Here is a 20,282-nt window from a genome sequence, read left to right on the forward strand (position 1 = left end):
TTTATAGCACATAGACAGAATTTGCCTGCACGTCAGCGATTCCTATGACTCATTAACCAGTTTGCCAGTCATCCTGTCTATGGTCATCACGAGCATGTTTACCCGGCTTCCAGCAGCAGCGATTTCATGCTCAATGGATTCCTCCGTAGGGTAAAACTTTCTGGCCAGTTTCCGACACTGTTCAAGTATCTTGTCGTGATCTTCCAGAATTTCAATTCTGCCAAAGCACAGAACACTTCGTATGTTAAGAGCCCAATCTCCCTCTTTGACAAAGCCTTTATCCATGATGGCGAAGCATACTTTCGGATTCTTCGCAATGAGATCCAGCTTCAATCCCTGCTTAGCGCAGTGAAAATACAACTTTCCGTCATCCTCATCATAGAACTGATCCAGCGGGATCGCATAGGGATAGTCATGCTCTCCCTGCATGGACAAAATACCACGCGGTTCAGTTTTAAGAATCTCAATGCACTCTTCTGGATTGAGCTGCTGTTTGAACCTTCTCATCGTACGAAATTCATCCATATGAATCAATACCTCCCTTAATCCGTATTACCTGTTTGTCCGCCTGTGTAGGCATTATCGGCATGGTTGGGAAAATCATGTTTTTCCAGCCACGCTTGATTGTGTTCTTTGTTATTTCTCCCGCAGCGGCCGGATTTTTTTGATGAGGTCGACGACGGCCTCTTTGGCGCGGCGTTTGTATTTGAGTTTGCTGATGCCCTCGTGATTTTTCTTGTAGTCGTCGTAGTCCATGCTCATGGTGACGGTGTCGCCGTCATGATAGGTGTGCAGGATGGCGATGATGTCGTTGACTTTGGTGGACCATTCGCGCGCAAAGTCCTCAATGCGCGTTTTGATGATGGACTCGATCTGCGTCTCGATGACGGTCATGGCGTCCTGACCGCGGTATTTGGCCGGCTGGGCCTTCATGTCGGACCAGAAATTCCCGATGACGCCGGCGAGCTGCGGATTGGTCCGACTAAGCGCCTCGATGTGTTCGTCGATGCGCTGATCCTCGACCGGCGGAGCCACAAGCACGTCGTCGTCGGGCACGTATTTCTGAATCAGCGCAACGATGTAGCGGTAGTCGATGGTCACGCTCGTAACCGTCTCGAGCTCGTATTCAACATCGACGTCGATGTCCTCCGTCTCCGTCTTATGGCGCAGTTCCTCAAGGACATTCTGGTATTTGCCCGTATAGTCGTTGAGTTCATTTTCCGAAATGCCGTAGTCGGACAGGTCCTTTTCCTCAAATTCGTCGTAAACCTGAATCTCGCCGCGCAGTTTGTCGACTTTCTGGAAGGCCTTGGCAAATTTTTTCTTGAGTTCGATGTCGCCAAGGGTATCGACTTTCTGCGGCTCGGCTGCGATTTTGCGCAGCTCCGCGAGGGCCTCCTTGAAAGCCTTTTCAATCACGGCAAACGGCGGCGCGCTGACGTCGCTCGTGCCGCCGTTGGAATAAAGCAGCAGGGCATCGTCGACAGCCTTGCGGTACTCAGCAGCACGCTGGAAAATGACGATCATGCCAAAGCGTTTGCTCTTGTCGTAGATGCGGTTCGTGCGCGAAAAGGCCTGAATGAGGTTCTGCGGTGCCATTGGCGGCCGATCAACAAAGAGCAGCGCACACGGCGGTGCATCAAAGCCCGTCAGCAGTCTGTCCACAACGATGACAAGGTCGAGCTGCTCTTTCCGGAGCTTGTACTGCCCTTTCTTGCGTGCGAGCCGGTCATTGAGGTTCGCATTGTAGGCACTGAGGTCATCAATGTGGAAATTCGTTCCAAACATCGCGTTGTAGTCGCGCAGCGATTCCTTCATGGCCTGCTGACTCTCGATGGAGCCCTCGTCATTTTCCGTCACGGTGTAGGTGATGGCCACGCGCGGAAAGTCAACGGCCTTGGCCTTGATTTTGTCGGACACATGCCCCTCTTTGACAAAATCCTTGATGAGCCGGTAATATTTCTGCGCAGTCGGGATCGACGGCACGGTCAGGATGGCCTCGTAAGCATCGCCCTTCGAAGCGGCCTGCAGCCGGAATTTGCCGGCGGCCTTGTTGACAATATAGTTGATCACGCCAAGCCTGTGCTCGTCCGTATCGTAAATATCCTCGCTCTTGACCTTGTAATACGCCCCGAGCACCTTTTCCTCGGCCACGATGAAATCCTTGCTGGCCAGTTCATCCGTCGTGCCGACATGGAGCTGCGCGCCAATATCAAAAATCTGGTCGTGGGAAAGAGAATCTTTATACTCGATCTGGAAGCCCAGCACGGCATGATTCGCGAGGGCCTCTTTAATCGTGTAATTGTGCAGGCACGGCCCGAAAAGTCCCTCGGTCGTGCGCGCGAGGTCGCCCTTGCGGGCGCGTTTGTTCTCTTCAAAAATCGGCGTGCCCGTGAAGCCGTACCAGAGCGACTTGGCAAAAAACTTCTTGAGATCGCGCTGTGTCTCGGGCGTGACGGTCCTGTGACATTCGTCGACGACGAACGCGAGACGCAGGCTCCGGAGCTTTTTGGCTTTGGGACTGTCCTTCTTGGCCTCATTCGTATAGCGTTTTCGGACAATCTCCATTTTCTGGATGGTCGTGACGATGACGATTCTATCGTTGCTGTAGAGCTTCTTGACGAGCTCGCCGGCGTTCGCCGTGTCGTCGACGTCGATGATGTCGTTTTCGGCATAGGCCTTGAAGGAAAGCGAAGTCTGCTGGTCGAGGTCGCGGCGGTCGATGAGAAAAATCGTCTTGTCGATGCCAGGAATGAGCAGCAGATTTTTTGCGACGGTGTAGGAAGTCAGCGTCTTGCCGCTGCCCGTCGTATGCCAGACAAAGCCCGACTGCCCCTGCGCCGACGCCGCCTTGACGGCCTCGATGGCATGGACCTGATATGGCCGCAGCAAAATGACTTTGCGGCGTTCGGCGTCGAGCACGGCGTACTGTCCGACCATCTGATGAGCCATCGGGATGCGCAGGACCTCGCGCGCAAAGTCAAGGTAGTGTTCGACGGGCTCATTTTTCGCATTGACCCAAGGCGTCAAAAACGTCTCGTTGAGCTTTTCGCCCTGCGCGGCCGCAATATAGCGCGTGTCAGAGCCATTCGTCACGACGTACATCTGCACCATGCCGAAAAGTCCGCAGTACTTGTCCTCGATGCTGTATTTTTTGATCTGACGAAACGCATCCATATAAGGATGGTCCTGATTCTTGAGCTCAATCTGGATCATCGGGATGCCGTTAATTAAGAGCGTCACGTCAAAACGGCGCTTGCGGTCCTCTGCGTCCGACTTGTTCGCGATAAATTGGTTGATGACTTCATAGCTCGACCTCGCCCCCGCGATTTCGCGCGAGCTCACGGCCATCAGGTGTACGGAGCCTAAAGAAGCATCCTCACGTTCGAGGGGAATCACGGCCTCGCCATTTTCGCCAGCCAGCCAAAGTGCCGCACGGTACGGCGTCTGCGCCTGATCAAGCACGAACTGCTGCACGCGGCCAAACTCGACATCCGTCAGCTTCGCGCCGTCGAGCACGGCCATATTATTCGCATCGAGCTTCGCGCGGAAATTCGCCCAAAGCTCCTCCTCCGTATGAATGTCGGGCCGATACACCCACTGCGAGACATCCTGCGTGAGCTGCCGGATCAGGGCTTCTTCCATCGCCGCTTCTTTTTCTGCCATTAGTCGTCCCCACCAAATCCAAAGTCAAAATCGTCCTCGATATCCTTATCCTCAGGGTCCGTCAGCGTAAACATATAACTCTCGACCAAAGCCGGCACTTCGCCCATCTCTCTGAGGTCAAATACACGCTTCTGGCCGTCAGCATAACGAAGAGTCACGGCAATGCCAAACAGCCCTTCGACAACATTTTCTTCCTCAACCTCGAACATCAAGCTGAACGTATTGACCGGCATGCCATCGGTATTGTTCATCTCGTCAAGGCTGCTATCCGGATACAGTTCAAAATACCCCATTTCCGAAAGCAAATGATTCGCCGTAACCGGTCTCTTTCTGGCATCTTCCAACGTGCGCTGTGCATCGCAAATATCCGCTAATCTCATTTTTATGCCCCCTCATATTTGGTCAAACGAACATCTTCTGGAGAAACCCTTTTTTCATCTGCTGCAGGGAAGAAAGCTTCTCCTGCTCGGCGGTGATTAAGGCATCTAAATGCGTGAAATAGTCGGCAATCTTTTTCTGTTCGGGTAAAGAAGGACATGAAAATTTAAATGACTTATATTCTTTACTGTTAATCCCCGGTTGTCCTGTACGCATTGATGTAATCTTTACCCAGTGAAAATAGCTTTCTGATACGGTCTGCAAGAATATAAAATATGGACTATATTCTTTTTTTACTGATCCTCTAATCAAAAATCCTGCAAAGTAAAGTTCGCCATCATTCTTGTCATAAATATACGATTTTCCGACGCTTGCTCCAGTTCTCGCAAAAAGAATATCTCCTTCTTTAACTGCATAATGTTCCTGAATTTCGCCGCTTGGTGATACCGGTGCATCATCAATATATTTATGCGTAGCATCATCTATATCTGTAATTCGTATATATTTATGTTTTCCATCATAATCAACGGCCGATGCATTCATTCCGTATTCCATAGAATCGAATACATCACCAAAAGTCTTCTCTTCCCAGTCTGGAAAGTCTTGGCCATTGTCGCCTTTGAAGCGGAGTTCCTGCGAGAAAATCTTCTGCAGCATGCCTTTCTTGAGTTCTTTTAGAAGATTTTCCTTACGTTGATAATGAGTCATGAACTTGTCAAAGAGCGAAAAAAACATACCAATTTTATAAGATTCATCTTCAGACACAGGCATCCAAATATTAAAATATTTAATTTCAGACTCCGTGAGTGTTGGGACTGCCCCACCAATTTTGACTGCAGTAATCTGCCTTTGTACGTTATCCGAAATTAGCTCATAAGCCAAAAAACTTCTAAATTTTTGTGAAGTTCGCATAACTACAACCTGAGGATTTATTGATGCAGGTTCTGAAATCCCTGTCACTAAAGCACTTTTTCCTAAAGTCGATCCCGTTTTAACGAACAAAATATCACCATTTGAAATTTTTATTTCTGGAGATTCTTCATATTTTTCGCATGTAATGTAAGTGTTTCGGACATTCAAATTAATTTTGTTGTTAACAATATTGGTTGGACTAAAAGCTAATATTCCACCTTCTTCCTTAGTGATTATATCTTTCGCAGTGTAACCTCGAAATCCAATTCGACCGTTTAATTTAACAATATCCCCCAGTTTACACTGTTCCCAAGCACTGGTAAACTCCGGAAACCGCAGCTCCGGCACGTTTTTCTTTTCTTTCATCGCTCTGCCCTCACAATCTCCATTTAAGGCCCAGCTCGGCAAAGGTGTCGTTGAGCTTTTGATTGAGGTCGGCTTCTTTTTTGTCGAGGTCCGCGAGTTCCTTGAATACGGTGTCAAGGTCGACCGGCGGCTCGGGCTCGAAGGTGTCGACGTAGCGCGGGATGTTGAGGTTGTAGTCGTTTTCTTTGATTTCGTCGAAGCTCGCGAGGTGGGCGAATTTGTCGATGTCCTGACGATTGTCGTAGGCCTGCACGATTTTGTCAATGTGCTCGGGGTCCATGAAGTTGCGGGCTTTGTCCTTGCGGAATTCCTTGCTCGCGTCGATAAAGAGCACGTCGCGGTCCTCGCGTTCTTTTTTGAGGATGATGACGCAGGTCGGGATGCCCGTGTTGAAGAAAATGCCGGCCGGCAGGCCGATGACGGCGTAGATGCTGCCGTCTTCCAAAAGGTGCTGGCGGATCGTGCCCTCGGCAGCCCCGCGGAACAGGACGCCGTGAGGCAGGACGATGCCCATCGTGCCGTCCGTGCGCAGATGGTAAAAGCCATGCAGCAGAAAGGCAAAGTCGGCGGCCGACTTCGGCGCGAGTCGCTCATAGTGCTGGAAGCGCGGGTCCGTCAGGAAGCCCTTGTCGGCGCTCCATTTTTGGCTGTACGGCGGATTCATGCAGACGGCGTCATAATTCGTGAGTTCCTCAGTCGGCCAGTCGGGGCCGAGTGTGTCGCCGTTGCGGAAGTGTTGATACTGGAACGGCACATTGTGCAGGATCATGTTCATGCGCGCGAGGTTGTAGGTCGTATGCGAAAGCTCCTGCCCGAAAAACTGGATATTTTTGCGCACGTCCTCGTCCATGAAATTGCGGGCCTGCAGCAAAAGCGACCCCGACCCCATGCAGGGATCGTAGATGGAAAAGGCGGGCTTGCTGCGGCGGCCTTCGGTGACGATGCGCGTGATCAGCGTCGAAACGGCCTGCGGCGTGTAAAATTCGCCGGCTTTCTTGCCCGAACCTGCGGCAAACTGGCTGATGAGATACTCGTAAGCATCGCCGAGAGCATCGGAGCCGTATTTCGTAAAGTCGAGATGCGCAAGCTCCTTCATGACGCTTGAGAGCATGTCGTTGCGCTTCGCCGGCGTCGTGCCAAGGCTCTTGCTGTCGATGTCAAAGTCCTCAAAGAGATCCTCGTAAGGCTTGTGCCCGTTGATGGCCTCGCCCCCCTGCTCGATGTCGCGCATGGCCTGACGCAGATGGTCCGTCGTAAAGGCATGGTCGTTGATCTCGCGGTAAAGTGCCGTGAACGTATACTCCGGCGCAATCGCAAAGCCATAGCTCTCCGTCAGCTCCCCGACAAGATCCTCCCAGTCCTCGCCGCTTTTAGCAGCTGCGTAGATATCCTGCGCTTCGTCAAGGCTCGCGGGCTTCCGATCCTCGAGATTGTCGACCACAGCATAAAGCTGCCGGTCCGACAGATACTTGTAAAAGACCAGCCCCAATAGATAGTTCTTGTATTCATCCGCACTCATGCTGCCGCGCATCACGTCCGCCGCATTCCAAAGTGCCTGATTCAGTTCCTGCGATGCCATGCCATTTTCCCCCGCTTCATATTACTATAGCCTTATTATACCATGTAAAAGGAGGGTGCGGGCGAGTCAGAGAGATCACGCGAGGGGAACGGCCGGGCTAAACGAGTTCCTTCGTGGAGTGTCTCTTTCTGCTTCGCCTGCTGAAGAAGCGGAGCAGAGCTCGCCCCAAGGGGCACGTATAGACGGAATGAATGAAGCAGGCAGTTTGCGGGCCGACTGCAGGAGCGTCGAAGCCGTCTCTTTTTCAAGTTCCTCTTCCATGAGATTGACGGCTTCGCGGACAGCGGCGGCGGCTTCTGCGGCAATCTGCTGCCATTTTTCGTGCACGTATTTGGCGACGGTGTTGCGGCCCATGCGAAGTTTGCGTGCGATGCCGGCAATCGAGGCCTGCGGGTCGGACTGCAGGTACTGCCAAACGCGGCTGCGGCTGATGGCCGTGCGGACTTCGGCAACCCATGCTAGGTGCTCCTGACGCGTGCGGCCGTTGCGTTTTTTCGCGCGCGCGAATTTCCAGCCGAGCCATGATTCAAGCGTCACGGCCCGCACCGTGAGGGCTTTCTTTTCGTCGCAGGCTTCAAGGGCGTGTTCGGCCTCGTAAAGCGGCAGATGCAGGCGGTTTGCTAAGTACAGGACATCCTGACGGACTTTTTTCATGGAAACATGGCACTTGTAGCCGGCACAGGTCAGCGCGAAAAGCGACGTGTAGCGATGCCCCTCGACGGTCTTTTCCTCGATGCCGCGCAGCATGCAGTCGTACAGGGCATGGGGATTTTGACGGCACCGTGCCGATTCCTGATTTTGCTGACTTTTGCGGACCGCATTTTTTTCATAGGTTTGCTCGCTTTTATAATAGGAAGGATTCGTATCGTTCCAGACCATGCCAACGGACGCAGCCAAGTCGGCAATATCATGCGTACCGCCGATGCGGTAGGCTGTACAGCGCTGACCGAGCTTCGTTTTGCTGCTGACGACGCGGTAGGCATGCGAAAGCCCCGTGTTCATGTCGGCCTTGAATCTGTGTTTGGCGAAAGCCTGCAGGAGCTTTCTGTGAATCGTGCTGAGCTGCTCCTTCGTCTCGCGGCAGGTCGTCAGGGAATCGGACAAAACGTAGACGAGGTGTACGCCGTTGCCGGAGTTGACGAGAAAAGTTGGACGATGGCCGTAGAAATCATGTTCGCAGAGCCGGCGCAGACTGGCAGCCGTGACGTAGTCGAGGTCGAGATAGAGACAGCGGAGCGAATGCAGCAGAATTTCCTTCGGATACGAATTGAGGTAAAACGCCGGATAGACGTAGGCATCATCGCGGCCGTACGAGTCGGCCAGCATGTCGATGATGTCGCAGTATTTTTTCAGGCGCTGCCCTGCAGGGGCCTTGGCGTTCATCGTGCAGAGCGAAAATTCGTCGGAAACATCGGCAAAGCCCAGCGACACGTAAAAAGTCAGGGGCGAGACCCCGATATAATGATTGCTTAGATAGTCCGACTTTTGCTGCCAGTCCCTAAGCTGACGGTCCCGCGTGTTCATCTTTCTGGCCTTCGAACGGCGTACTTTGGTGAAATTCATATATTTCCCTCCGCTTCGTGTTTTTTGACTTCGTGCATCAAAAAAGCCTGTCCTCATCGGACAGGCTCCACTTGGCGGATAAGAATCTGCAGGCCGTGACATCTGACTTTTCGCGGACCTGCTAAAAACAGCTGGTCCGGACGAGGGATGCTTTTTGGCATCCTCTGGTCACGAGCTCTTCCCCTGCTGCAAAAGCCTTCCTGGCGTATCGAATCGCGTCAAATCGTGTCTTTTCGTAGCTTTTTGCAGCATTTTTTGGGATTTCACACCTCAGCCGACTTGTTATTTTAGTCGGCTTTTGCTAAAATAGAGGCATGAAAGTTGCAGTCATCTTATCGGAACCCTTTCTTCCGATGAGAGCGTCGCACCGAGATTGGTAGTCAAGATGCGAGCTGTGCTCATAGAAGGGCGCCCCGACATTGGTAGTGAAGGGGTGCCCTTTTCTATGGCACGGACATGACGTTGTGTCTGCTATTAATATAACATTTTGACGTGTTGTCAGTCAAGGTCGAAACAAAAACGACATATAACGAAATGAGGACGGATTGTGACCAGATCCACCCGCAAAAGGTGGAAATGGCCGCCAATCACGTCCTCATTTCTTGGTAAAACAAGCGATTTTCAGCAAAATCGCCGGTGCATGCCCCTATTTTTCATGAGAAAAGAAAAAGTTTGATCACAATCCGTCCCTATAAACTTCTGCTTGCCAAAATACTTTATTTGCCTTATCATAAAACTATAAGGCTGTGGGATATCCCACGAAAAGGAGGAATCACTATGGACGCTTCTGTTGTTGTCGATTACACTGCTCATCTTGACGCCAAGCATCGTTTAACGCTTCGCAAAGCTAAGTACGAGTATTATCAGGTGAAAGAATATGAAAACGGCTGCATTGTTTTAGAACCTCGTGAACTGGTAGTTCCCAAGGAAATCTCCAAAAAATCTCTTGCCATGATGGATGAGTCCATCCGGAATTACAAGGCAGGCAGCGTTTCTGCACCGATTGATCTGACGGAGTTCTAATGTATGCATTTTGCTATTCGTTTCCTATCTTGAAAATAAAACGAACCGCGCCATGCGTATGTACTGGGTGTACGGACCAGATAAGCAAGATACAAACAATGCCCAACGCACATGATCATGCGTTGGGCATTGTTTGCTTACTGTAATAGGGCTCAATCGTTTAGGTCCCTCATTACCTCATCTGCTGAATCATAAGTCCGACTGAGATTTTTTCCATGCAGGACGTCCTGCATGGCCTGCAGCGTCTCCTTGTTGGGGATTTCTATACCATCTTCAAGTGCTGCGGTCAGCCAGTCTTTCTTGGCTTCGTCTAACCTCTTCATGAGTTCTTCCTTCGTTTCGGCCTGCGTAATACAGCCGTTCAATTCAGGGATATAGCCAACATAGCCGCCTTCCTTGGCCGGCACAATGATTTTCCGATATGGAAGCGACAAATAATATTTGAGATCCTTTGTCATGATTATCCCTCGATTCTCTGGAAAAGCTGTCTTTTTTCGAATCAGTGCGCCGTGATGTCCTTTCTCGGTTCAAAAGATACTTTTAATACCATTCCCATACCATCCGCTAATCTCTGTAAAAGTTTAATAGACGGATTTCGAGAACCATTTTCAATTTTACTGATTTCCGTCTGCGCAATACCGGTTCTTTCTGCCAGCTCTTTCTGTGTTAGATTTTGTCCAGTTCGAGCATCTACCAGTGCCCGGATAAAATTCATCTCTGGTTCAAGATCTCGATATGCTTTCGCAAATTCAGGATCCTTCATCTGTTCCTCTTTATATGCTTTTAAACTCTTCATGATGATACCCCTCCCATCCTGTGAAGGTAATCTGCGCGGCGTTCTTTTGCCAAAACGATTTCCTTTGGTGGCTTCTTCTGTGTTTTCTTTATAAAGCCATTCGTGATGATGATCTTACCGCCAATGTAGAAGAAAAACAACGCACGCGATATGTTACTTGCTAATTTACACCTTAACTCGAAAATTCCATCGTTCAGATGTTTTGTATACGGTTCACGTAAATTGGTGCCTTTTTCCTCGAGCAGTTCCATTATAGAAACCATTTTTGCACGCATCTTTGGTTCTAACGAAGACAAGAAATCTTCTATCGGCTGTTTCCCATCTTCCGTTTCATAAAATTCAACTTCAAAATTCATATTACATACCTCAATTATATTTTATGAGATATATATCATATTGTCAAGAAAGATAAAAAGAGGACGGATTGTGATTTAGAACCACCTGTGAAGGTGGAAATGGTCACAATCCGTCCCTGTTTTGTAAAACGTCTTTTTTACGGTCAATACATTGCAGGCCTCAAAGCAGCCCATGCAGGCGACCGGCTTCGGTAATCTTTTCTACAGAAAGTTTCGTAGCTTTTGCAATTTCTTCAATACTCATATGCTGTTTCAAAAGCTCAACAGCTACTTCCAGTCTTACTTTCATAGCTGTTTTAGCAGATGCTTTTTCTGCTGCTTCTTTTCTCATTTCTTCCATTGCTTTGCACATGACTGTCAGACCGTCAATTTAATCTGATTCCCCTCGATGCCGAGGACGCAACTTTCGTAGTAGCCGTCGCCTGTGGTGCGCGGGCCGCTGATGACTTCGTAGCCGTCGTTGGCTCTGCCCCCGAGGTAGTCGACGAAGAACTTCTTCGCGGCCTCGAGGTCTTTTACATACATGGCTGCGTGTTCGATTTTCATGATAAGCACCTTCCCCTGCGATGAATGTTTCATATTCATACAAATTTTACTAAAATATTTTTCTCTTGTACAGCGCCAATACGCAAGCATTTCATACTAAGGAAAGTCAAATTGCGTTCTTGTTGGCTGTATGTCATTTTTATATAATATACCTGTAAGGTAAGTATTAACGAATTTGACATACACGAGGAGGAATTCCCATGAAAATCGCAGTTGTTGCCGCTAATGGCCGTGTAGCCCGCAAGATCATCGCAGAAGCCGTAAATCGCGTCATTGAAGTCACGGCGTTTGGCCGTCATGATGAAAATAATACCGAGGCCAAGGATTACCGCAAAAAGGACATCCTCGAGCTGACAAAGGAAGATTTGCAGGGGTTCGATGCTGTGGTCGATGCCTTTGGCACGTGGGCACCGGAGTCGATGGGCCTGCACACGACGACGTCGCAGCATCTTGCCGACCTCCTTGCCGGCACCAATACGCGCCTGCTCATCGTCGGCGGTGCCGGTTCCCTTTATCTCGACAAAGAGCACAAAGTCCAGCTCGTCGATGCGCCGGATTTCCCGGATGCCTATAAGCCGGTCGCCAACGGCATGGCCGCAGCCCTTGCCGAGCTGCGCAAACGTACGGATGTCAAATGGACGTATGTGAGCCCCGCTGCCGACTTTCAGGCAGATGGCGCACGCACGGGCAAATACATCCTCGGCGGCGAGGAGTTCCATACGAACGGCAAGGGCGAATCCGTCATTTCCTATGCCGACTACGCCATCGCCATGGTTGATGAGATCGAAAAAGGCAGCCATGTCCAAGAGCGTATTTCCGTCGTGGCCGAGTAAGCCGGTTTCGATATTTTGAGTTTGTTACGGATACGATTTAGCAGGAGGAATCACCATGAATAAGACGAAACGAATTTTAGCAACCATGCTCGTAGCCCTTTCTTTCAGCAGCATCTGCGCTGCAGCCGATGTCAGCGCCACGAATGCGGAGCCGTCGGCCAAGCAGGTCAGCGCCACTCAGGCTGCCATCGAGCAGAGCAAAATCGCGGCCGCTGCCGAAGCCGAAAAGCAGAAACAGGATTTCTTTAAGCGCGTGGATGGCAAGACCGTGGCTGTACATTATGACAGCGGCTTCCAGTTCAACATCGACTATCCGGAAGTCGGCGTCCTGCAGTGGACCCCGACAAGCAGCCTGACGCTTGCCAAGTCCGACAAAGAACATTATGAAGTCCAGAAAGTCGGCACGGACATTTACAGCATCAACTGGGTTGAGAGCAAAGGCATTGTCGTCTCCCAGATCCTGAACTTCAAGACGCATAAAGCCTATGCCTACATGACCTGGAACAAAGAGGGCGAGCGCGGCAATCGTGCGAGCATCTTCCATAAGGGCAGCTTCAAACTCGTCGATAAAAAATAATACATCTTCCTCTATATTTCTGCCGACGGGCAGACAAAAAGGACACATCTGCGTGGCTTATCAAGCTAAATATGTAATTTTTTCTTTAGTATAAGCCAACATATTGACAATCATCTATGTGAGTGTTATACTCCTTATATAGACGATCATCTATATAAGGAGCATTTTTTATGGATACAATGATGATTATAAATATATGCAAAGCACTGGGAAGTCCTATTCGTCTGGAGATTCTCCAGCAGCTGGTGAATGGTGAGAAGTGTGCCTGCCATTTACTGGAATGTTTTGCGATTACACAGCCTACCTTATCTCATCACATGCGCATTCTTTGTGCATGCGGGTTGGTTCAAGATCGTAAGGATGGGAAATGGCATTATTATTCGCTGAATAAGAATAACCTTCGCCTGTTTGGCAATTTTTTTGTTGGCCTTGGTATAACGTCAGACAATCCATGTGACTGTTGTGAATCTGGAGGAAAAGAACATGAATGAAATCGTTGAAAACGTCAAAAAATATTATGGGAAAGTACTGGATGGAACGAAAGACCTGAAAACCAAGGCCTGCTGCTGCGGGAGCGCACTGCCAAAGCAGGTGAAGGAAGCATTGGCCTTAGTAGACGATGAAATCGTCACCCACTACTATGGCTGTGGTTCTCCGATTCCCGACCTGCTGGACGGGATGACAGTTCTGGATTTGGGCTGCGGCACTGGCCGTGACGTATACGTCGCTTCCAAACTGGTAGGCGAAAATGGCCATGTCATTGGCGTGGATATGACGCAGGAGCAGCTGGATATAGCTCTTCGCCACAAAGAAGACCAGTACAAACGATTTGGCTACCAGAAGTCGAATGTGGTATTCAAGAAGGGTTACATCGAGGACTTGAAGAGCCTCGGCATAGAAGATAATTCTGTGGATATCGTGATCTCTAACTGCGTCATTAACCTTTCTCCCTACAAAGAAGAAGTATTTAAGGAAATCTGGCGCGTGCTTAAACCAGGCGGAGAGCTTTATTTCTCGGACGTATTCACGGACCGGCGCATTCCTGCAAAGCTTTATGCTGACCCTGTCCTGCATGGAGAATGCATCAGCGGTGCCATGTATTATGAAGATTTTCGCCGCCTGCTGCGAAAAGCCGGGTTCATGGATTTCGTGTATATGAACATTCGTGATTTTGCCCTTGGCAATGAAGAAATTGAGCAGAAAGTCGGCTTTGCCCATTTCTCTGAGCGTACCGTACGGGCCTTTAAGCTTTCCAGCCTTGAAGATGCCTGTGAGGATTATGGTCAGGTAGCTGTCTATAACGGCACCATACCGAATCACCCGCATGCTTATGATTTCGACATGTACAACCATTTCGTTACTGGAAAGCCTATGCTGGTCAGCGGCAATCTGGCTTCGATGCTCGAAGAAACTCGTTTCAGCTCTGCCTTTACCATCCACGGAGACCGCTCTGTACATTTCGGAGCATTCGGCGCTTCGGCTGCTGAAACATCCAACAGCAATGATGGCGGATGCTGCTAATATGCTGGCGGAAAAATGCTGTATCTTCTTATATATTCCTGACAACGAACAGGCGAAAAGGGCGCATCTTTTAAAGGTGCGCCCTTTTTGTCCGTTGCGATTTGCTTTTACTGTACTGCTGCTGCTTCATTTTTCGCATCAAGATTTTTTTGCTTCTTGACCAGCATATAAAAATGCGTGCGCTTCAGGCCCATGCGTTCCATAGCCAGTTTGGCGGTGATTTCTTTGCGTCGCCATTCGCCGTAGACCTCATGCCAGTTGTCCGGCAGCGGCAGGGCCGGACGGCCTAGGTGCTTGCCGCGGGCCTTGGCGGCCTCGATGCCCTCTCGCTGCCGTTTTTTCTTGATGGTCAGCTCCTGCTCGGCCAGCGTGCCGAGGACTTCAATCAGGATGTTGTTGACCATGTCCATGATGGAACGCTGCAGGGTGCCGTACTGCGAAAAGTCGACGAGCGTCGTCGGCACGTCGAGCACGCGGACGATGATGCCGCTCTGACGGTAATGCTCAAGTTCGTCCTTGATGGCCTTTTTGTTGCGGCCGAGACGGTCAAGGTCTTCGACGTAGAGCGTATCGCCCGCGCGAAGCATCGTGTCGCGCAGTGCGCGGTACGCCGGACGGTCAAAATTTTTGCCCGTCCGCTTTTCTGTAATGATATTGCGCTCATCCGGCACATAACGCTTCAGCACATCGACCTGACGGTCCAAATTCTGATTCAGCGTCGACACGCGCGCGTAGCCGTAAATCCTCGATTCTGCCAAAGAAAGCACCTCACAATTCCTGCCATGGATTCAAAAATATAAACGAAAGCGTATATGTTCATAAAATCGTGTCATAATGTTTATGGATATTATACCGCAAAAAAAACAGACCTTCAAGGAAGCCCGCGAGCCTTGTCCAGCGGGGGCTGAGCATTTATTTTTTTGCTATACTGCTTCATTTCTTATAGCAAAGTCAAAAACGTTTCGTTATAATAGAATACAAGTATAAAAAGACCGTCTATGTCGGGGAGGACGGTTGATGCAAGAGCATCCTTAGGGGAAATTATATCATGAAGATACACATACATATCGGGCCGAAGAAGGTGATCGTCCGAAACTCTTTGCTGACAGCTCTGATTGCGGCACTGGTTATGGGAGGATTCAATTTCTATCTGGTCAGCATCCGCAAGGCGAATATCTCATACCGCATTAATTCGGTGGCGAATTATCAGCTCAAGAGCGTATTTGAACGCTACATCAGCATTACCGATGACTAGATGACCATGCTCATGGCGAATGACGGTGAGATTGACCAGGAAAAGTACGACCGGATTTCGGAGAAACTGTTTGCGCAGTACAATGACCCGGCAATCGCCTTCATCGAACTGGCACCGCAGGGCGTCATTCGCTATCTTTACCCGCTGCAGGACGCTGAGAGCCTGCTCAATCGCGATCTTAACATCAAGCATAAGGCAGACTTGGAACGTATAAAAGAGGGCGGACAGCCGATCATATACGGTCCGTACGAAATGTCCATCGGCATCCGTGCCTGTATTATCACGAAGCCAATCTATTTGTATGATGAACAGGGCACGAAAAAATTCTGGGGCTACGCTGTTATTGTTCTCCGTTATCCGGATGTCCTGAATGTCATCGATATGGACGCGGAAAGTCAGCTTTATGACTATAAGCTCAGCCATGACGACGATGTAACAGGTAAGCAGGAAATCATTCTGGAATCTTCTTCGCAGGCACTTTTCCAGCCTGTCTCTGCCGACTTTGCCTTTGCAAACGGCAAATGGAAATTGTCAGCAGAATGGAAAGGCGGCTGGATTACCCGCAATGAACTGCTCATGGAGTTTTTCCTGATATTGCTGCTCGCAGGTCTGGCCGGCTTTTACACAAATGCTTATTACAAGCAGCGCGGCGATGAGATTGCCCTGCATCATGTCATCAATGACAGCGATGAGGCGCTTTCCGTTGTTGCGAAGGACAGCTCCGAGGTTTTCATGTGCAACAAGGCCTTCCGCAGGCTTTTGGGCATCTCCGGTGCGTTTCGTTCCGGTCTCAGTTATCAGGAGTTTTTCAAACATCCAGTCATCAGCCTGCCTGAGCTGCTCGAAAATCGAAGTACCGTCATCACGAATCAGGCTGCGAACAATAAACTCGTCATCCGCGCTGCCAAAATCGACTGGAACGGCACGCCGGCAGCGCTGCTTCGCGGCAGGGAATACGACCTCGAATTTTTTGACAGCCTGACGCTGCTGCCGAATCAATTTCATTTCCAAAAACTGGCAGATAAAGTCATCGAGAAGCTGCAGAAAAGCAGCAGACAGCCAATCTGCGTCTTCTACAATATTGTCGGCATGAAATTCTTCAATGCGGAAAATGGCTATGCAGCGGGTGATATGCTGCTGAAGGAAACGGCCAAAGTCCTGCAGGATGTTTACGATGATGCTTTGGTGGCCCGCTTCAGCAACGACAACTTCTGCCTGCTGACCCGCGCCGATGGCCTGCAGGAAAAGCTCAAGGCGGCCAACCGCAGGATTTCGATGCTCGGCAGAGCTGCGCGCATCGACGTCAAAGCCGGCATTTACGGCATTCGCAAAGACAGCAACAGGTCCATTGCCGAAATCACCGATGCAGCCAAGATGGCCGCCGACAGCATCCATGATGACGTCGACCGTCATATCCGCTATTATGACGACGAACTTCGCCAGCAGCTTCTCGACCAGCGTTTTATCCGCGAGCACCTCGACAAGGCCCTGCAGGAAAAGGAATTCGAGGTCTACTATCAGCCGGTCATCCGCGCTCTGACGGGCGAGCTTGCAGGCTACGAGGCCCTCGTCCGCTGGCACAGCAAAGAACTTGGCTTTTTGCCGCCGTTCCGCTTCATCCCGATCCTCGAGCAGAGCCACCAGATCACGGCTGTCGATACCTACGTCATCCGCGAAATCTGCCGGCAGTATCGGGAAGATGTCGATGCCGGCCGTCCCGTCGTGCCAATCTCCTTCAATCTGTCGCGCATCGACATCATGCAGGCCGATATGTGCGAAATCATCACCGAAGCGGCAGCCAATTACCAGGTGCCGCATGCGATGCTGCACATTGAAATCACTGAGAGCATCCTGACCGGCAACGAAGAAAAGATGCATAAGGAAATCAAGCGGTTCCACGACGCCGGCTTCCAGGTCTGGATGGACGATTTTGGCAGCGGCTATTCCAATTTGAATTCGCTCAAGGACTTTGACTTCGATGTCATCAAGCTCGATATGAAGTTCCTTTCGTCCATGTCTGAAAAAGCCAAGAGCATCCTGTATTCCACCGTGGCCATGGCCAAACAGATCGGCATCGAGACACTGGCCGAAGGCTGCGAGACGCAGGAACATTACGATTTCCTGCGGGCGATTGGCTGCGAGAAAATACAGGGCTGGTATTTCGGCAAGCCCCTGCCGCTTGCTGAAGCCAGAAAAAATCTTGCCGCTAAAGAGATTACGACGGAATGCAGCGAAGATGCCGCATTTTACCATGCTGCAGGCCAACTGCTCTATCCTCTGAAAGACCCGTTTGCCATTCTGGAAGAAAAGAAAGGCCAGTGCCGTTTCCTCTATTGGAACAAGGCTTATGAGCAGCTGACCTTCGCTACGACGCAGCTGTCCATGGCTGCTCTGGAACAGCTCTTGAGCAGAACGGACTCCCCGCAAAGAAAATTTTTAGAGCGTCAGCTGCAAAAATTATCTGTCGGCGAAAGTCAAAAATTCGCCTATCCGTACAAGGGAAATTTCATCATCCTGACAACAAAGTTGCTCAATCGGCAGGAAAAACACCTTCTCCTGTGGCTGTCACAGGAAAACAGCCGTGCCGATATCTGACCGCCGCACATCTTGTCATATGAAATAGAAAGGCCGTGAAAAAGTCCAGCGCTGGACTTTTTCACGGCCTTTTGACTTTTCTTGGTCGGTTCTATGACGGAGCTTTGTCAGTCAAAGTCTTCCATAAAACTGTGTTCCTCGCCGTGCAACTTGTACTGCAGCACGGTGTCGAGGTTGACATTTTCCATGGCGTGGAAGATGTTGCCGGGAACCTGCGGGTTCGTCTCGGCGAGCTTCGCGATGAGTTTTTTGACTTCAAGGCGCTTCGAGTCGGTCGTACCGTCCGTGTGGCAGGTCGAGCAGGTCTCGGTGAATTTGCAGGCACACTGGATGAAGTAGAGGCCATTGTCATCGCGCCAGCTCTTGATGTCTGCTTCGCGGATGCGGTAGAGCGGACGGATGAGCTCCATGCCGGGGCAGCTCGTGCTCTTGACGCGCGGCATCATCGTGCGGATGGCGCCCGAATAGAGCATGCTCATGAGGTTTGTCTCGATGACATCGTCAAAATGATGGCCGAGGGCAATCTTATTGCAGCCGAGCTCCCTTGCCTTGCGGTAAAGGTAGCCGCGGCGCATTTTCGCGCAGAGATAACACGGCGATTCCTCGACATGGAAGACCGACTCAAAGATATCCGTTGAGAAGAACGTCAGGGGAACCTGCAGCAGCTTGGCGTTTTCCTCGATGATGTGTCGGTTCATCTCGTTATAGCCCGGGTCCATGCAGAGAAAGACGAGTTCAAACGGGATTTTGTTGTGACGCTTGAGCTCCTGAAAGAGCTTGGCCATGAGCATCGAGTCCTTGCCCCCCGAGATGCAGACGGCGATCTTGTCGCCTTCTTCGACGAGCTTGTAGTCGCAGATGGTCTCGACGAACTTGCCCGAAATCTTGCGCTTGTACTTCTTGCGCAGGGAATTTTCGATGTGCTTCAGGCGCTTGTCGTCGACAGCCGCTGCAGCTGTTTCCTTTTCGAGCTTCTTCTGCAGCCAAAGGGCATAGCCTCCCTGCAGCGAGACGGCCGTATAACCCTGCTCGCGCAGATTATTCGCTAAACCGAGGCTGATTTTGCCCCACATGCAGACGCAGACGATGAGCTTGTCCTCAGGCAGGTCATAGCCCCCCTGCTGCAGCTCTAAAGGATTCAGATTCGCGGCCCCCGACACCGAGCCGCGCTCAAACGCCGCCTCGTCGCGGATATCGACAAGATACAGCTCCTGCGAGTCAATGGCCGCGAGCTCATCGACCGTGATTTCACTTTTATCTTCCCAAGCTTTCAAAAAAGCAGTCATTTATTCTTGTACTTCCTTTGCGTAAATTTGCTGGTTTCTATTTTACCATGGATTACCGGATTATCCTAGCAGGGAAAGCTTGCTCAGGAAAACAGGCCTGCTGCACAGTTGACGAATTTCCGCAGGGAAGAGGTCTTGTCCTGATAAGTCTGCGCATCGGCGTAAATCCCGAGTGCCGCTGAAGGGGATTCCTGCCAAGTCAGGAACTTCAGCTTTTTATCGGGTATCAGCATATATTCCGGCAGCAGGCAGTATCCCAAGCCCGCCAGAACGAGCGCATAGGCCTCGGAACTGTTTGTCACGAGGATATTCTGCAGCGTGTCATTGACGGGGATGAGCTTGTGACCTCTGGAAAAGGCGTTTTTCAGGAGGTACGGGGGAATGTTGATGATTTGGCGGTATGGCAAAAGCTCCTCCGAAGATACTGTTTTGCGGCGCTTCCTGCTGCAGGCTTCGGCCAGCGGATGGTCTTTCCGCAGGACGCAGACGAACTGTTCTCTGCGAAGCGGCGTGAACACAATCTTTTCATTTTTAAACTTCGCGTCCCTGATGCCAAAGACCAGATCCAGTTCGCCGGAGACGAGCCGCTGCAGATTGGCGTCCGTCTGGTCAAGCGTAAACGCCGGATACAAATTCTGCGCATCCGGCAAAATGAGCGCCAGCACTTTGCGAAGAAAAACGAGCGCATGTGGGTCGTTGTAGCCAATCTTCAGGGTCTGCGGCGCATTTTGATGAAAAGCAGCGATCCATTCGCGGGAACGATAGTATATGCCCAGCATCTGCTGGGCTTCCGGCAGAAACTCCGCGCCGACCTGCGTCAGCGAGACCGAACGCGTCGTACGATGGAAAAGTCTTGCGCCAAGCTCCTGCTCCAAAGACTGAATCTGCCTCGATACCCCCGGCTGCGTCATGTTCAGCTCTTCTGCCGTGCGGACGTAGTTCAACGTACTGGCCAGCGTGGTAAAACATTCCAGCTGCGTCATATTCATAGGAAAACACCTCTCTGCATCCTGCCTTATTTATACACTTT

General features: G+C 50.6%; 21 protein-coding genes. 7 read left to right on the top strand and 14 right to left on the bottom strand.

Annotated features, from left to right (window positions below):
- Window positions 1–42: 42 nt before the first annotated feature.
- The 6 genes from ACI4OH_RS05485 to ACI4OH_RS05510 form a co-directional block, all read right to left on the bottom strand.
- A complete protein-coding gene (locus ACI4OH_RS05485) occupies window positions 43–525 on the bottom strand; it encodes a pyridoxamine 5'-phosphate oxidase family protein (RefSeq protein WP_439784345.1) in 483 nt (160 codons plus the stop codon).
- Window positions 526–636: 111 nt separating this feature from the next.
- Entirely contained in the window at window positions 637–3,666 is a 3,030-nt protein-coding gene (locus ACI4OH_RS05490) for a type I restriction endonuclease subunit R, EcoR124 family (RefSeq protein ID WP_439784346.1), read from the bottom strand.
- Complete coding sequence (locus tag ACI4OH_RS05495) at window positions 3,666–4,046, bottom strand: hypothetical protein (protein ID WP_435721770.1); 381 nt, start codon at window positions 4,044–4,046, stop codon at window positions 3,666–3,668. Before ACI4OH_RS05495 ends, ACI4OH_RS05490 begins: the two co-directional genes overlap by 1 nt.
- A 22-nt stretch (window positions 4,047–4,068) precedes the next feature.
- A complete protein-coding gene (locus tag ACI4OH_RS05500) occupies window positions 4,069–5,322 on the bottom strand; it encodes a restriction endonuclease subunit S (RefSeq protein WP_435721769.1) in 1,254 nt (417 codons plus the stop codon).
- Window positions 5,323–5,332: 10 nt separating this feature from the next.
- Entirely contained in the window at window positions 5,333–6,901 is a 1,569-nt protein-coding gene (locus ACI4OH_RS05505; RefSeq protein WP_439784347.1) for a type I restriction-modification system subunit M, read from the bottom strand.
- A gap of 75 nt (window positions 6,902–6,976) precedes the next feature.
- Window positions 6,977–8,464, bottom strand: coding sequence for a hypothetical protein (locus tag ACI4OH_RS05510; protein WP_439784348.1), 1,488 nt, complete (start codon window positions 8,462–8,464; stop codon window positions 6,977–6,979).
- Window positions 8,465–9,241: 777 nt separating this feature from the next.
- Here ACI4OH_RS05510 and ACI4OH_RS05515 point away from each other — a divergent pair.
- Complete coding sequence (locus ACI4OH_RS05515) at window positions 9,242–9,487, top strand: hypothetical protein (RefSeq protein WP_432646995.1); 246 nt, start codon at window positions 9,242–9,244, stop codon at window positions 9,485–9,487.
- Window positions 9,488–9,639: 152 nt separating this feature from the next.
- Here ACI4OH_RS05515 and ACI4OH_RS05520 read toward each other — a convergent pair whose 3' ends face one another.
- The 5 genes from ACI4OH_RS05520 to ACI4OH_RS05540 form a co-directional block, all read right to left on the bottom strand.
- Window positions 9,640–9,945, bottom strand: coding sequence for a type II toxin-antitoxin system HicB family antitoxin (locus ACI4OH_RS05520; protein WP_432646996.1), 306 nt, complete (start codon window positions 9,943–9,945; stop codon window positions 9,640–9,642).
- Window positions 9,946–9,986: 41 nt separating this feature from the next.
- Window positions 9,987–10,283 carry a helix-turn-helix domain-containing protein gene (locus ACI4OH_RS05525; RefSeq protein WP_432646997.1) on the bottom strand — a complete coding sequence of 99 codons (297 nt, stop codon included), beginning with the start codon at window positions 10,281–10,283 and terminating at the stop codon, window positions 9,987–9,989.
- A complete protein-coding gene (locus tag ACI4OH_RS05530; RefSeq protein ID WP_439784349.1) occupies window positions 10,280–10,639 on the bottom strand; it encodes a type II toxin-antitoxin system RelE/ParE family toxin in 360 nt (119 codons plus the stop codon). The genes ACI4OH_RS05525 and ACI4OH_RS05530 overlap by 4 nt, the downstream gene beginning before the upstream one ends.
- A 160-nt stretch (window positions 10,640–10,799) precedes the next feature.
- Entirely contained in the window at window positions 10,800–10,970 is a 171-nt protein-coding gene (locus ACI4OH_RS05535; protein WP_432646999.1) for a hypothetical protein, read from the bottom strand.
- A gap of 26 nt (window positions 10,971–10,996) precedes the next feature.
- On the bottom strand, window positions 10,997–11,185 hold the full coding sequence (locus ACI4OH_RS05540; RefSeq protein WP_432647000.1) for a VOC family protein: 189 nt from the start codon (window positions 11,183–11,185) through the stop codon (window positions 10,997–10,999).
- A gap of 200 nt (window positions 11,186–11,385) precedes the next feature.
- Here ACI4OH_RS05540 and ACI4OH_RS05545 point away from each other — a divergent pair, with 200 nt between their 5' ends.
- The 4 genes from ACI4OH_RS05545 to ACI4OH_RS05560 all read left to right on the top strand — a co-directional run bounded on the left by ACI4OH_RS05545 (window position 11,386) and on the right by ACI4OH_RS05560 (window position 14,116).
- Window positions 11,386–12,018 (top strand): NAD(P)-dependent oxidoreductase, encoded by a 633-nt coding sequence (locus tag ACI4OH_RS05545; RefSeq protein ID WP_439784350.1) that lies wholly within the window; start codon window positions 11,386–11,388, stop codon window positions 12,016–12,018.
- A 55-nt stretch (window positions 12,019–12,073) separates the two neighbouring features.
- Window positions 12,074–12,595, top strand: coding sequence for a MoaF-related domain-containing protein (locus ACI4OH_RS05550; protein WP_432647003.1), 522 nt, complete (start codon window positions 12,074–12,076; stop codon window positions 12,593–12,595).
- 170 nt (window positions 12,596–12,765) lie between these two features.
- Window positions 12,766–13,086, top strand: a complete 321-nt coding sequence (locus tag ACI4OH_RS05555; RefSeq protein ID WP_435721762.1) for an ArsR/SmtB family transcription factor — start codon at window positions 12,766–12,768, stop codon at window positions 13,084–13,086.
- Window positions 13,079–14,116, top strand: a complete 1,038-nt coding sequence (locus ACI4OH_RS05560; RefSeq protein ID WP_439784351.1) for a methyltransferase domain-containing protein — start codon at window positions 13,079–13,081, stop codon at window positions 14,114–14,116. Before ACI4OH_RS05555 ends, ACI4OH_RS05560 begins: the two co-directional genes overlap by 8 nt.
- Window positions 14,117–14,223: 107 nt before the next feature.
- On the opposite strand, the gene ACI4OH_RS05565 is transcribed toward ACI4OH_RS05560, so the two are convergent.
- Entirely contained in the window at window positions 14,224–14,874 is a 651-nt protein-coding gene (locus ACI4OH_RS05565) for a recombinase family protein (RefSeq protein WP_435721760.1), read from the bottom strand.
- 371 nt (window positions 14,875–15,245) lie between these two features.
- On the opposite strand from ACI4OH_RS05565, the gene ACI4OH_RS05570 reads away from it, so the two are divergent.
- Window positions 15,246–15,371, top strand: coding sequence for a hypothetical protein (locus ACI4OH_RS05570; protein WP_439784352.1), 126 nt, complete (start codon window positions 15,246–15,248; stop codon window positions 15,369–15,371).
- Window positions 15,372–15,383: 12 nt separating this feature from the next.
- The gene (locus ACI4OH_RS05575) at window positions 15,384–17,966 is read left to right on the top strand and encodes a putative bifunctional diguanylate cyclase/phosphodiesterase (RefSeq protein ID WP_439784353.1); all 2,583 of its coding nucleotides are present in this window, start codon (window positions 15,384–15,386) and stop codon (window positions 17,964–17,966) included.
- Between the two features lie 107 nt (window positions 17,967–18,073).
- Here ACI4OH_RS05575 and ACI4OH_RS05580 read toward each other — a convergent pair whose 3' ends face one another.
- Both ACI4OH_RS05580 and ACI4OH_RS05585 read right to left on the bottom strand, forming a co-directional pair.
- Complete coding sequence (locus ACI4OH_RS05580; protein WP_435721758.1) at window positions 18,074–19,252, bottom strand: PP-loop family protein; 1,179 nt, start codon at window positions 19,250–19,252, stop codon at window positions 18,074–18,076.
- 83 nt (window positions 19,253–19,335) lie between these two features.
- Window positions 19,336–20,241, bottom strand: a complete 906-nt coding sequence (locus ACI4OH_RS05585) for a LysR family transcriptional regulator (RefSeq protein WP_432647009.1) — start codon at window positions 20,239–20,241, stop codon at window positions 19,336–19,338.
- Window positions 20,242–20,282: the final 41 nt, after the last annotated feature.

The sequence above is a fragment of the Mitsuokella apri genome (assembly GCF_051886055.1).
In the GTDB taxonomy this organism is placed as follows: Bacteria; Bacillota; Negativicutes; order Selenomonadales; family Selenomonadaceae; genus Mitsuokella.